This window comes from Paenibacillus sp. FSL R5-0923 (genome assembly GCF_038009145.1).
Classification (GTDB): Bacteria; Bacillota; Bacilli; order Paenibacillales; family Paenibacillaceae; genus Paenibacillus_AQ.
Window position 1 is genome coordinate 1,146,256 of the sequence record NZ_JBBPAT010000001.1, and the last position, 13,473, is coordinate 1,159,728.

Annotated in this window: 11 protein-coding genes; 9 read left to right on the forward strand and 2 right to left on the reverse strand. The window is 44.9% G+C overall.

Going from position 1 to position 13,473, the window contains the following annotated elements:
• Positions 1-97: 97 nt before the first annotated feature.
• The 8 genes from MKX35_RS05085 to MKX35_RS05120 all read left to right on the forward strand — a co-directional run bounded on the left by MKX35_RS05085 (position 98) and on the right by MKX35_RS05120 (position 9,259).
• Positions 98-961, forward strand: a complete 864-nt coding sequence (locus MKX35_RS05085; RefSeq protein WP_076285628.1) for a M15 family metallopeptidase — start codon at positions 98-100, stop codon at positions 959-961.
• A 245-nt stretch (positions 962-1,206) separates the two neighbouring features.
• On the forward strand, positions 1,207-1,683 hold the full coding sequence (locus MKX35_RS05090) for a glutathione peroxidase (protein WP_076297931.1): 477 nt from the start codon (positions 1,207-1,209) through the stop codon (positions 1,681-1,683).
• Between the two features lie 250 nt (positions 1,684-1,933).
• Positions 1,934-3,568 (forward strand): formate--tetrahydrofolate ligase, encoded by a 1,635-nt coding sequence (locus MKX35_RS05095; RefSeq protein WP_076297930.1) that lies wholly within the window; start codon positions 1,934-1,936, stop codon positions 3,566-3,568.
• A gap of 336 nt (positions 3,569-3,904) precedes the next feature.
• Positions 3,905-5,269 (forward strand): FAD-dependent oxidoreductase, encoded by a 1,365-nt coding sequence (locus MKX35_RS05100; protein WP_076297929.1) that lies wholly within the window; start codon positions 3,905-3,907, stop codon positions 5,267-5,269.
• Positions 5,270-5,544: 275 nt separating this feature from the next.
• Positions 5,545-6,372: a formate/nitrite transporter family protein gene (locus MKX35_RS05105; protein ID WP_042192534.1), complete on the forward strand. Its 828-nt coding sequence runs from the start codon at positions 5,545-5,547 to the stop codon at positions 6,370-6,372.
• Positions 6,373-6,805: 433 nt separating this feature from the next.
• The gene (locus MKX35_RS05110) at positions 6,806-8,026 is read left to right on the forward strand and encodes an MFS transporter (protein WP_076297928.1); all 1,221 of its coding nucleotides are present in this window, start codon (positions 6,806-6,808) and stop codon (positions 8,024-8,026) included.
• A gap of 77 nt (positions 8,027-8,103) precedes the next feature.
• Positions 8,104-8,634 (forward strand): GNAT family N-acetyltransferase, encoded by a 531-nt coding sequence (locus MKX35_RS05115; RefSeq protein WP_076297927.1) that lies wholly within the window; start codon positions 8,104-8,106, stop codon positions 8,632-8,634.
• A complete protein-coding gene (locus MKX35_RS05120) occupies positions 8,615-9,259 on the forward strand; it encodes an MOSC domain-containing protein (protein ID WP_076297926.1) in 645 nt (214 codons plus the stop codon). Before MKX35_RS05115 ends, MKX35_RS05120 begins: the two co-directional genes overlap by 20 nt.
• 93 nt (positions 9,260-9,352) lie before the next feature.
• Here the strand turns inward: MKX35_RS05120 and MKX35_RS05125 are convergent, their stop codons facing one another.
• Positions 9,353-9,901, reverse strand: coding sequence for a GNAT family N-acetyltransferase (locus MKX35_RS05125; protein ID WP_076285633.1), 549 nt, complete (start codon positions 9,899-9,901; stop codon positions 9,353-9,355).
• A 230-nt stretch (positions 9,902-10,131) separates the two neighbouring features.
• Between MKX35_RS05125 and MKX35_RS05130 the strand changes: the two genes are divergently transcribed.
• Positions 10,132-11,838: a glutamine--tRNA ligase/YqeY domain fusion protein gene (locus tag MKX35_RS05130; RefSeq protein WP_076285634.1), complete on the forward strand. Its 1,707-nt coding sequence runs from the start codon at positions 10,132-10,134 to the stop codon at positions 11,836-11,838.
• Between the two features lie 81 nt (positions 11,839-11,919).
• Here MKX35_RS05130 and MKX35_RS05135 read toward each other — a convergent pair whose 3' ends face one another.
• On the reverse strand, positions 11,920-13,152 hold the full coding sequence (locus tag MKX35_RS05135; protein WP_371915739.1) for an MFS transporter: 1,233 nt from the start codon (positions 13,150-13,152) through the stop codon (positions 11,920-11,922).
• Between the last annotated feature and the right edge of the window lie 321 nt (positions 13,153-13,473).

Sequence of the window (13,473 nt, forward strand, 5' to 3'; positions counted from 1 at the left end):
ATTTGTCTAAAAAAGGATCTTAGTGTAACATTTTTGAAGGAAAGCTTGTCTAATAGATAAATAGAGTGTTTCGACTTCGAGGAGGAAGATCTTGCAGATGTCTAAAAAATTTAAAATAATAATCTTGTTAATTGTCGTTATTGCTGTTGGGTGGGGGATTGGGAAGTATACGACGCCTTCTCCTTCTGCTTCAGATAGTAGCGGTTCCAATATAAATGTGCAGGATGATCTTCAAGCTGAGCCTGGTGAAGATGGAAATAGCACCGAAGAGGGCATAACAGACCCAGTGGTAGCTAACCCATCTAATACAACGGATCCCTCTGATCCGTCCGAACCAGATAGTAACGGCAAGGGAAATAGCACTGATGATTCTTTTAAAGAGCCTGACAGCATAGCTGTGATGGTGAATAAGGAGTATGGACTGCCGGAGAACTATAAGCCAACGGATCTAGTCTACCCGGAAGTGCGTTTTACATTTAAAGAGAAAATCGAGAAGCGTATGATGCGTAAGGAAGCTGCCGAAGCATTAGAGAAACTGTTCGCAGGCGCAGAGGAAGACGGGATTTACTTGGCTGGCGTTTCGGCCTACCGTTCTAAGGAAACCCAAACAAGGCTGTTCAATCGTTATGTTGAGAAAGACGGAGAAGAACTGGCTCGTACTTACAGTGCCGTGCCTGGCTATAGCGAGCATCAGACAGGGCTTGCTATCGATGTCTCAGGAAGTGACGGAAAATGTGCTGCGGAGAGCTGTTTTGGTGGAACGAAGGAAGCGGAGTGGCTAGCGCAGCATGCAACCGAATATGGTTATATCATCCGCTTTCCAGAAGGAAAGCAGGACATTACAGGATATAAGTATGAGCCTTGGCATATCCGTTATGTGGGCAAGGATATAGCTACTTATATTGCGGATAAAGGGATTACGCTGGAAGAATATTATGATGTCGTACCAGTATCCAAATAACAGAGTGATAGAGAGCAGTCCTAAGAAATACATAGGACTGCTTTTTTTAAATATAAGAAATTATAAGTTTCACACTATACTTTATCCTCATATTTCTCGCATAAACGCTTACCGTCCTTTAGGGACGCCGAAGGCGTTTTTACTTGTTCTTAGTGTTTACAGAAAGTGTCGATAAGTTGCATTCTGTTACAATTCGGGTAAGATACGTAGTGTAGTCTAAGTACATGGAAGGAAGGGGAATTAGGATGTCGATCTACAATTTTTCCGGCGTTACGCCTTCGGGTAAAGAAGTGTCATTTACAGAGTATGAAGGTAAGGTAGTGCTGATTGCCAATACGGCTAGTAAATGCGGACTTACACCGCAGTATGGGGATCTCCAGAAGCTATACGAGCAGTATAGGGATCAGGGACTTGTAGTATTAGGATTCCCCTGCAACCAATTTGCGGGTCAGGAGCCGGGTACAAGTGAAGAGGCAGAAGAATTCTGTCAGATTAATTATGGCGTTACCTTTCCTGTGTTTGCCAAAGTGGATGTGAATGGACCGGATGCCAGCCCTCTTTTCAATTATTTAAAAGAGCAGCAGCCGGGTACTGGCGACAGCAGTGATATCAGCTGGAATTTCACGAAGTTTCTAATTGATCGTGGCGGTAATGTAGTAGCTCGTGTGGAGCCAAAGGAATCGCCAGAAATGATGACAAAACAGATTGAGTCCTTACTGTAGATCATTTAGGGACTGATGAATTGTTATTTTACAAGTATCCTTTCGACCTCGGTCTTTGGCCGAGCCTCGACGGGATTTTCTTTTTTTACATAGGAATATAGAATAGGCGCCTTAAATTTTGTTGTGATAAATTATACTTGACGCTTTACAGAGACCATGTATTCTTTGAAGAGAATGTAATGCCCATGCAAAATATGCATAAAGCGTGGAATACAGCAGGATAATAACGGCAGGAGGGTTCAATACAAGCATGAAGTTAATTACAGAGGTAGCAGCACAAGCGGGAATTGGCGAAGAGCATCTGGAACTATACGGCAAATATAAAAGTAAACTTTCACCGTCCTTATGGGAAGACATGAAGAACAAACCAGATGGCAAGCTGGTATTGGTCACTGCGGTGAATCCAACCCCTGCTGGCGAAGGGAAGACCTTAACAACCATTGGGCTGGCACAGGCATTGAACGCAGCAGGAGTAAAGACCGTGGCTGCCTTGCGCGAACCATCCCTCGGACCATGCTTAGGCATGAAAGGCGGTGCCACGGGCGGCGGCAAGTCACAGATCATTCCGGCAGATGAGATTAATTTGCACTTTACGGGTGATATTCATGCGGTGACTTCTGCACATAATTTATTGTCTGCGATGATTGACAATCATATCTTCCAAGGTAATGAGCTGGGTCTTGATCCGCAGCGTATCGTTTGGAAACGCGTGATGGATATGAATGATCGCAGTCTGCGGAATATAGTGACAGGGCTCGGAGATGGAAATGGAGCCGTGCGGGAAAGTGGATTTCAGATTACAACAGCTTCTGAGATTATGGCTGTATTATGCCTATGCGATAATCTGAGTGATCTCAAAAAGCGTCTGAACCGTATTTTGATTGGGTATGACCAAGAGGGACAGCCTGTAACGGCCGAGCAAATAGGGGCAGTTGAAGCGATGACAGCGCTGCTGAAGGAAGCAGTTAAGCCTAATCTGGTGCAGACCTTGGAGGGCACTCCTGTTATTGTACACGGTGGTCCATTTGCGAATATTGCCCATGGCTGCAGTAGTGTTATCGGTACTCGTTATGCACTCAAGCTGGGAGATGTTGTGGTTACGGAAGCAGGCTTCGGAGCGGACCTTGGTGCAGAGAAATTCATGGATATCAAATGCCGGCAAGCGGGTCTAACCCCTTCAGCGGCAGTGCTTGTCGTGACGGTGAAATCCTTGAAATATAACGGTGGTGTACCTAAGAATGAGCTCCAAACGGAGAACCGGACGGCACTGCACTCTGGATTGTCTAATTTGGAGCGTCATGTAGAGAATCTCGGCAAATTTGGGGTACCTGTTCTTGTTGCCATTAATCATTTTGAAGGCGATAGCCCAGAGGAGATTAATGACGTTGTGGAGGCATGTCGCCGATTGAACGTTCCTGCGGCAATATCCAAGGTATGGGCAGAAGGTAGTGCGGGCGGACAAGAGTTGGCTTCGGAATTAAAGAAACTTCTGGATCATAGCGACACTGAACGTTTTGCTCCTTTGTATGAGAATGAACTCGACATCTCTTCCAAAATCACCAAGATTGTTCGCGAAATTTACCGTGGTGCGGAGGTTAACTTTTCCCCTGCGGCCAAACGCAGCCTAGCGGTGATTGAGCGTCTTGGGTTAAATGATCTTCAAGTATGTATGGCGAAGACCCCTTATTCCTTCTCAGATCAGCCTAGATTGCTTGGCGCTCCAGAAGGTTTCACGGTAGGTATCCGTGATATTACCCTTTCGCTCGGTGCAGGGTTTGCTGTAGTGATTACGGGCAATATCGTTACGATGCCAGGTCTACCGGCTAAGCCAGCTGCTGAGGCACTATGGATGGATGAGGATGGCGTGATTCACGGTTTGGTGTAGACTCAGTTTATGATCAGGCTTTTCCCTGTTGGTTTAGGGGGAAGCCTTTTTTGCGCGTATTAAGAAAGTATATCCTGAGGGGGCAGAACATAATGTCCTACGCCCATGGCAAAGCTAACGAGGTCGCAATCTGCAGCAGTGACGGAAAATGCTTAAAATTGTGAACAATCTGAGAATATAGGCGAAAAGACTTGTAATGTGATAAATATCACAATATAATCAGTTTATAAAGTGAAATAAATCACAACTAACTTATCGGTGATCAGATATCTAATTTGGTCAGTCAAGCAATTCGAATATATAACCAGGTTGTCCATTTGAAGGAGGAAGAAAATAATGAAAGTAGCTGTCATTGGATGTACACATGCCGGAACTGCCGCAATTGTAAATACTGCCAAGCTTCACCCGGAAGCCGAGATTACGGTTTATGAGCGTAATGATAATATTTCTTTCTTATCTTGTGGAATTGCTTTATACGTAGGTGGAGTGGTCAAGGACCCACACGGGCTGTTCTATTCTTCCCCTGAGAAGCTTGCTGAGCTTGGTGTAAAAACCAACATGCGTCATGAAGTGACCGTTGTGGATACGAAGTCCAAAACATTGCGTGTTCGCAATTTGGTAACCGGACAGGAGTTTGACGATACCTACGATAAGCTGATTATGACTACGGGATCATGGCCGATTGTACCAAAGCTCGAAGGGATTGAGCTGGAAGGCGTCTTGCTTTGCAAGAACTATGATCATTCCAATACCATTATAGAAAAAGCTAAACAAGCGAATAAAATCACAGTCGTAGGCGCTGGATATATCGGCGTTGAGTTGGTGGAAGCCTTCCAAATGAACGGAAAGCAAGTTACGCTGATTGATGGTGAAGATCGTATTTTGAATAAATATTTGGACCCAGAGTTTACTGCGCCGATCGAACAATCCTTTAAGGATCATGGTATTAAATTAGCGCTGAATGAGAAGGTAAGTTCTTTTGCTGGTGAAGGTGGTAAAGTTACCAAGGTTATCACAAGCGAAGGGGAGCATGAGGCGGATCTTGTAATTCTCTGCATCGGCTTCCGTCCGAATACTGAGCTGTTAAAAGGTCAAGTGGATATGCTGCCAAATGGCGCAATTCTGGTTAATGATTATATGCAGACTAGTTGCCCAGATGTGTATGCCGCTGGTGACAGCTGCGCGATTCATTACAACCCTACAGGTAAGCACGCTTATATTCCACTGGCAACCAATGCCGTACGGATGGGCACTTTGGTCGCACGTAACTTAGTGAAAGAGACGATTCCTTATATGGGTACTCAAGGGACTTCGGGCATTAAGATTTATGAAGATAATATCGCTGCTACCGGTCTTACTGAAGAAGGGGCTAAGGCTGAAGGAATGGACGTAGAAACTACCATGATTATTGACAACTACCGTCCAGAATTTATGCCAACCTTCGAGCAGGTGCAATTAAAAGTGGTATTTGATCGCGCCACACGCCGCATTCTCGGAGCGCAAATCTTGTCCAAGACGGATTTGACGCAATCGATCAATACAGTATCTGTATGTATTCAAAATAAAATGACAATCGATCAGCTTGCCTTTATCGATTTCTTCTTCCAACCTCATTACAACAAGCCTTGGAACTTCCTGAATACAGTAGGCCTCGAATCGCTACCGGCATCAGTACCAAGCAAAGAGGCAGTAACCGTATAATTTAATTGCATGTGAACAATAAAGTTGGGTAAACCGGAGCCATATATGGCTCCGGTTTTTTGTGATTGATGCTGGTACTATTTACCTTTAAAATAATATGGAGCCTATTCTTACAATTGTAATTATGGATGCGCTTCGTTAAATTTGACATGTCAGTGAAAAGTTTCACTTAGTTTTTCATTAAGTGATAATTATCACGTTAATGTGTTTTATGACACGCTACAATGGTCGTAAAGGAACAAATTTTAAGTAAATAGATGAAGGGGATAGGAATCATGGCTTATAATAAACCGCAGCAGATTGCCGCAGTCACGGTCGAGAACGGCATAAAAAAGGCGCACAATCCTTTAAGCACCGTACTAATTCTGGGCTTTTTGGGAGGAGCGTTTATCGCGCTCGGATTTTTACTGGATATTCGCGTCATTGCTGGCGCACCACATGAATGGGGATCCATCGCTAACTTTATTGGGGCAGCTGTCTTCCCTGTTGGATTGATTCTAGTACTGCTTGCAGGGGGAGAACTGCTGACAGGCAATATGATGGCTGTGCCACTTGCTTTTATGGCGAAGAAGATATCCTTCTGGGAAGTGGTTAAGAATCTCGTATTGATTACCCTGAGCAATCTAGCGGGAGCTTTGTTTGTAGCTTACTTTTTCGGTCACGTGGTTGGTTTAACCTCTGACGGTGTGTATTTGGAAAAATTAGTGGAGATGGCAGGACATAAGCTTGAGGCAGACTTCTTGCCGGCATTTGTTTCCGGTATCGGTTGTAACTGGCTTGTAGCTTTGGCGGTATGGCTCTCCTATGGAGCAGATAACTTCAGTGGCAAAATCCTCGGTATCTGGTTCCCAACGATGGCTTTTGTAGCTATCGGCTTCCAGCACGTTGTAGCCAACATGTTCTTAATTCCGGCAGCTATTTTTGAAGGTTATTTTTCATGGGGAGAGTACTTCAACAATTTTGTTCCGGTATGGCTAGGAAACTTGACGGGCGGTGCGATCTTTGTTGCGGCAGCTTATTGGATGGCTTACCTGCGCAAAGAGCCTGCATCTATTCAGTCCGTGGACAGCATGTCCGGCAGCGGTGTAAAAAAACACGCCTAAACCTATCTTATAGAGCACTCCTTAGAATAGTTGAGGGGTGCTTTTTGCTGTATAGACAAATAAAATCCGCCGTGATGTATCCGAGCTCGGGGGAACGAATTCGGATGCACAGCGAATTTTAAAAGGGGGAGTGTTTCTAGGCTCTATTACCCCGACTTTGTAATAACGAAACACTTCATTATTGTTTAGTCTACTTTACGGACGACAGCGGCAACTATAAAATATAAATAGATAGCAGAAATAGGGAGGACTGCGGACGTGAAAGGTGCTACTTTTTTCTCAGCTACGGTAGAAGTTAGTCCTAAATAAGAGGTAAAGTATACTGAGACTTTATCACGATAGCACGTCAATGCGTCTGCTTGCCCTGAACCCTGTTTTGGGATAATACTGGATGGAATAATGACACATATATTACAGGGGATGTACACTACTTATGAAGTTTTTACAGAATTATCCTAAAGAAGTTAAGATATTTTTAATTGCTAGTCTTATTAATGCAACGGGTAGTGCACTGATGTGGCCATTGGTTACAATGTATGTTTTTGATGAGCTTGGACGCAGCATGTCGGATGCCGGATTAGTGATTCTTATTCAATCAGTTGGAGGAATTGTGGGTCAACTACTCGGGGGCTCACTCTATCATAAGGTAGGCGTTAACCGGCTGATTGTTGGAGCGCTGGGCATGAATGCACTTGCTCTGTTCACTTTGCCGGCAGCAAGTAACAACTGGACGTTATTTATGGTCGCGATGGGACTGGTAGGGCTCTTTAATTCACTGTCCTTACCTGCGATTCAGGCATTTATCGGCTTTCGTTTTACGAAGCAGCGCGGAGAGCTGTTTAATGTTATTTATGTCGCTAATAATATTGGTGTAGCACTGGGAACGGCGTTAAGTGGTTTTTTGGCCGATATTTCTTATATGCTCAGCTTTGTGATGAACGGCGTAACTTCAGCGGTATTTGCGGTATTCTTTTTTGTATATCTCAAGAAAGTCGGAGGAGATTCTCCACAGGAGGTCGCAGAACACCAGAAGGCTGGTCCTGACAAACAATCTACCTGGAAGCTAATGGGGCATACACGAATTTATCTTTATATGGGTATTGCCTCGATGTTCCTACTATTAGGGAACTCTATCTGGAATACAGGGGTATCTCCGTTCATTATTTCTGAGGGCTGGCCTAAGAAGACTTATGGTTTTCTCTGGACGCTTAACGGAATTCTCATTTTTGCAGCTCAGCCGCTCGTAACAGTAATTAAACGCTGGTTCGCATCTACCTCAACGGCGCAAATGACAGTAAGTGCTCTATTTTATTTGGGTGGGTATGCTGTTCTTTTATGGATGCCGACTTATTCAGGTCTAGTGCTTGGGATGGTACTCGCTACGCTTGGGGAAATGCTGATATCTCCGGCCATGCCTTCCTTTATTTCGGATCATGCAGGTCGCAGTGCTCCTTTTTATTTAGGGCTAAGTGGAGGCATGGGGGCAGTCGGCAGGGTGATTGGACCATACTTAATGGGTAGGTTATACGATAGTGGAGGCTTAGCGCCTACCGCATGGTTGGCATGTGCGATGGCACTGCTGTCCGTAGGATTCTTTATCGTTCATGCGTATATCAACCGCCGAGGAAATTCATTGGAGCGGTCAATAGGATAGTTGAGAGTTGAGCATAGTGGATTCAAATGATCTACTGTGAATTCTATAGAGGTGCAAGGCAAGGGGTGTACATCTTTATGAAACTTAGCAACAGAGATAGGTTTATAATAAGGTTCTCAGAGATTAAAGACGTGCGGGAACTGATTCATCTGGATCATATGATCTGGACGGAGAACACTAGCCCGGGGCCATTAATGTGGCGTTCCCAAGAGGATTATCTACTGAATGCTCCCCCGGGTTCGCAGCTAGTAGCACTAAAGGATGACAAGCTATGCGGATATGTTGGGTTTGGCTGCCCTAGTCGAATGGAGAGTAACAGGCATGTGTGCGAGGTCAATATTGCTGTTCATCCGGATTATCAACGTTTAGGTATTGGCCGGCAGCTCATAGAGGCTATTAAGGAACACGCCGCAGATAACGCCATTCGTAAGCTGCGTCTACGCGTATTATCCTGTAATGAATCAGCGCTTTCTTTTTATCGTAAATGCGGGTTTGTGGAAGAGGGACGTCTGCGGGAGGAGTTTTATCTTGGCGGTCGATATGTGGATGAAATCTTTATGTGCTGCATGCTGACAGGAGGAGAAGGATATGGAGATTATCTCGCTTAATGTGGGGCGGCCGGTAACAGTGGATTATCGGGGGAAACCTTTGGAGACTGGGATTTATAAAATGCCTGTAGAAGGATCAGTTCAGCTACATATGAGCGGATTTGATGGAGACGGGCAAGCAGACCTTAAACATCACGGCGGTCCTGATAAGGCAGTTTGTGCCTATCCGATCGAGCACTATTCCTACTGGGAGCAGCAGCTTGGGAAGAAGCTGGAATACTCTGCCTTCGGAGAAAATATAACAACTGCCGGCTTATTAGAGACAGACGTGTGCATTGGCGATGTGTACGAAATAGGTACCACTGTGCTGCAGGTCAGCCAGCCACGTTATCCTTGCTTCAAAATCTCACAAAAGCATGGCCCGGCAGATCTCCCGGCTCAAGTGCTGGACACTAGATATAGCGGATTTTACTTGCGTGTGCTTCGTGAAGGAAAGATCTCAACCGGAGATGCGATTGTCAAAAAAGAAAGTGGAGCTGGCGGTGCGTCCGTGGCGCATGTACTACATTTAATGCAAGTAGGGCTGCAAGAGGAAGCTGCACTGGCATCTCTTGCGGAGCTAGGAACTCTCTCCGCCGTAGTGCGGAACAAGTTTCGAAAACAGCTGGGTCTGCCGGAGAGTTAAACACTATCTAAAAACCAAAATAAGCCTGGAGGCGTATGCCTTCCAGGTTTATTTCTATTTATGAGCTTATACTTGTTGCTTGCTTAGCCTAACTTAACCGAGCAGCTGCCATTCACTACGTAATAAACCGTATACGGCATGGTTGACGTAGCCGTCAGGCAGTTTCTCTGACTGTCTAATCACACCCTCAAGGACAAAACCAAGCCGTTCCGGGATCGCCCGGCTGGAAACATTTCCGGTCGCGCAGCGAATTTCTACACGCTGCAGCTCCATTTCCAGTAGTGCATAGTCTACTAGCACCCGACAGGCACTGGTCATATACCCTTTACCTTCATATCCTTCACCCAGCCAGTAGCCGATCCCAACAGATCGGTTATGCCAGTCAATCTGGTGATACCCAATAACACCGGCGAGCTCACCGCGAACCCATAGTCCAGCGGTAAAAGCACCATTGTCAGTGCTTTGTTTAACCGCATTTTTGATGAAATTTAGAGTGTGGGCCTGTTCCGTAACGGCATCCACCCAAGGGAGCCATTGTCGTAGTCGTTCCCGTGAGTGCTCTACTAACGCGAACATGTGCCGAGCGTGCTCTGGCATTAGCGGCTTTAACATCAGCTCTTCATCGATGACATAATTAAACAAGCGGTTGCCTCCTTTTTGGCACAAGGCCTTATGTATGATTATGGATTATTTCTTATGATTATCATGCTACTCTATCGCCCTGACAGAAGTCAAAAGGTCTAAAGACACTAAAAAATGATCCGTCCCTTGTGCCCCCTTTTATTGAACAATCTACGGTTAACGGGTATATTAGTAGGAAACATGTTTATACAAGAAGTAGTGTAACACTACAGAATGAAAGGTTGATAGCTGTGGAGAACCGTAGCACCCCCTCCAATTTTATTAAGAATGTTATTACCGAAGACCTCCGTACCGGTAAAGTAAAAGAAGTTATCACACGCTTTCCGCCGGAGCCGAACGGTTATTTACATATCGGACATGCCAAGGCGATCTGGATTAACTTTACACTGGCGGACGAGTTCGGTGGCAAAACTAACCTAAGATTTGACGACACGAATCCGGCTAAAGAGGATACGGAATATGTAAACTCGATTCAGGAAGATGTAAAGTGGCTCGGTTATGAATGGGAAGAGCTGCGTTTTGCATCTGATTATTTTGAGGAAATGTACAAACGTGCCGAATTATTAATTACAAAGGGCAAAGCCTATGTCGATGACCTCAGTGCGGATGAAATTCGTCAATTGCGTGGAACGCTGACGGAACCAGGAAAGAACAGTCCGCATCGTGATCGTAGTATCGAAGAGAATTTGGATCTGTTCCGGCGTATGCGTGCAGGCGAATTCAAGGACGGTGAGAAGGTTCTTCGCGCCAAGATTGACATGGCGTCACCGAACATTAACCTGCGTGATCCTGTAATTTATCGGATTACACATGCACATCACCATAACACAGGCGATAAATGGTGTATCTACCCAATGTATACCTTCGCTCATCCGTTAGAAGATGCTATTGAGGGGATTACTCACTCCCTTTGCTCGCTCGAATTTGAAGATCAGCGTCCATTCTACGATTGGGTTGTAGCTGAATGTGAGATGCCAGCTGTCCCTCATCAATATGAATTTGGTCGTCTGAATCTGGCTCAAACGATGACTAGTAAGCGTAAGCTGAAGCTGCTTGTAGACGAAGGACATGTGGATGGTTGGGATGATCCACGGATGCCTACGATTTCTGGTCTACGCCGTAGAGGATATACGCCGGAAGCGATTCGTAAATTCGTGTATGAAGCGGGTATCTCTAAGAGTCAGGGTCTGGTGGACCTGCAAATGCTGGAGCACTTTATCCGTGAGGATCTTAAGCTAACTGTACCGCGTACTATGGCTGTGTTACGACCGCTTAAGGTTGTTATCACCAATTATCCTGAAGGTCAAACAGAATGGCTTGAAGCGGAGAATAATACAGAGAATGAGGAAATGGGCGTACGTCAAATTCCGTTCTCGCGTGAAATTTATGTTGAGCGTGATGACTTTATGGAGAATCCGCCGAACAAATATTTCCGGTTGTTCCCTGGTAATGAAGTACGTCTGAAGCATGCTTATTTCATCAAATGTAATGAGGTTATTAAGGATGAGAATGGCGAGGTAGTGGAGCTGCATTGTACGTATGATCCAGAAACGAAGAGCGGAAGTGGATTTACAGGCCGCAAGGTAAAAGGTACGTTGCACTGGGTTGAAGCTAGCCAAGCGGTTCCTGCGGAATTCCGTCTATACGAGCCTCTGATTTCTGCTGAAGAAGCGGATGAGGCTGTGGAGGTTGAAGGTTTGGATTCCTCGGTAGAGAAATCGGAGCCTAGCTTCTTAGATCAGCTTAATCCTAAGTCCATAGAAATCCTGCAAGGGTTTGTTGAACCTGCGCTTAAGGATAGCGTGGCTCAGGATAAATTCCAGTTCTTCCGTCATGGCTATTTTAATGTGGATAGCAAATATTCGGCGCCTGGACATCTCGTATTCAATCTTATCGTTTCACTGAAGAGTTCATTTCAGCCTCCTAAACAAGGCTAAATAGATAAATTAATCAAGGTAACACCAAAAAGCAGGCTCAAACGTCCCGAATAGGTACGTTTGAGCCTGCTTTTTGTTGAATTATAATGCTTCGATGTCGAAGATCTCTTCATCTTCCTCTGAAGGGGGGCGATACCCTCCACGGCTAACAAAGAGCCACATGAAACCAAAGCCAAGCGTTCCAATAAGCGTCAAAAATACACCCGTCTGATACATGCTTTGTGCACCCAGATACTGATACATCCAACCTCCGAGAATACCTCCAATGAAACCGGATATCCCACTCCAGCTTAGGGTGTAGAGCGCTTGTCCGGAAGAGCGATAAGGCCGTGGAATCAGGAGCATCGTCAATTGGGTACCTACATAGAAAAAGCCGCCGAACGTTATGCAGTGTAAAATTTGAATGAACACCACTTGAAGGGCAGTAGTCGCATCAGCCATAAACCACCAACGCAAAACGAACAAACCACTGACCAATGCAAGCCAGCCGAGCAGAACAGAAATTTTACGTTTCAGGAACCGGTCACAGAGAACGAATACGCCTACCTCCAAAATGGAGGAGAGGAATACGGCAAGACCGATCATTTTTTTTGAGCCGCCCAGATCCGTAATATACAAGGATATAAATGTGGTGTTCATAGTGTTTGGAATGGATACCAGAATACCAAACAATAAAAAGCACAAGAAAAAAGGATTGAAAATCAACTTACTTAAGCCCTTATACGGCATCGGAGCTCTCATAATGGTATGGTTAATTTTAGGCAATACAAGAACGGATAGGATTGATGCACCTAGTAACGCTGTAAGCAGATAGGTCAAGATGGATACATCAGCCCAATCCAGGATAAAGCCGGCGACAATCGCAATCAGTGCCCACCCTATTGAACCCCAAAGCCGGAAAGAACGGAAGCGCTGATTAGTTCCGTCAATATAGCTGAGAATCATCGTGTTGCTTTGAGCAAATAGTGGTCCTTGGAAGAAATAGAACAAAATAATGGCGTTGTAGATCGTTTCATATGTATTTGCTCGAAACATAAACTGTGAGAACACTAGCGTTCCGAATAACATTAGCAAAACGATACGCCGTATATTCTGAGAACGGTCTGTTAAGAACGCCCAAAATGGATTTGCAAATATGGATACTAGCGCTCCCATAGAGAATAAGACACCAATCTCTAATTTGTTCATCCCTACATCCAGCAGGTATAGTTGAAAGAAGCTGGTGAAGAGGACCATGGTTCCATATACAAAAAAATTGAACCATTTTAAAGACGTGATAGAAGATGGAATAACGCCTTTTCGCAAATGGTTCACTCCTTTCTCACTAAATATCTTGCATGGAGTAGAGTGGCCAATAGTAGGCCCTTCTATCACTGTAACACGTGTTGAAAAGGGATACAAACACCCTTTTTTACTTTTTTACATTATTTTGGGTTTTATTTATGTTTGAGACGATAAGCGACAAAAAATGCGTGAACGCGTGCGTAGAAGGTACAAACGCTAAGTGTAACGGGCGTTATTTTGGCCTTTGACTATTCCCGCAGGATGGGAAATGACAAGGCAGTATTGTCTGATCGGCGCGTTTAACTTCAGTTTACAATCTGCAGATAGGATGGGTGTAAGGCGAGAAAGATA

What these genes read in the sequence shown, in the direction of transcription:
- MKX35_RS05090 (WP_076297931.1), top strand. Translation starts at nt 1,207, where the DNA reads ATGTCGATCTACAATTTTTCCGGCGTTACGCCTTCGGGTAAAGAAGTG.
- MKX35_RS05115 (WP_076297927.1), top strand. Translation starts at nt 8,104, where the DNA reads ATGAAACTTAGCAACAGAGATAGGTTTATAATAAGGTTCTCAGAGATT.
- MKX35_RS05095 (WP_076297930.1), top strand. Translation starts at nt 1,934, where the DNA reads ATGAAGTTAATTACAGAGGTAGCAGCACAAGCGGGAATTGGCGAAGAG.
- MKX35_RS05120 (WP_076297926.1), top strand. Translation starts at nt 8,615, where the DNA reads ATGGAGATTATCTCGCTTAATGTGGGGCGGCCGGTAACAGTGGATTAT.
- MKX35_RS05105 (WP_042192534.1), top strand. Translation starts at nt 5,545, where the DNA reads ATGGCTTATAATAAACCGCAGCAGATTGCCGCAGTCACGGTCGAGAAC.
- MKX35_RS05085 (WP_076285628.1), top strand. Translation starts at nt 98, where the DNA reads ATGTCTAAAAAATTTAAAATAATAATCTTGTTAATTGTCGTTATTGCT.
- MKX35_RS05110 (WP_076297928.1), top strand. Translation starts at nt 6,806, where the DNA reads ATGAAGTTTTTACAGAATTATCCTAAAGAAGTTAAGATATTTTTAATT.
- MKX35_RS05100 (WP_076297929.1), top strand. Translation starts at nt 3,905, where the DNA reads ATGAAAGTAGCTGTCATTGGATGTACACATGCCGGAACTGCCGCAATT.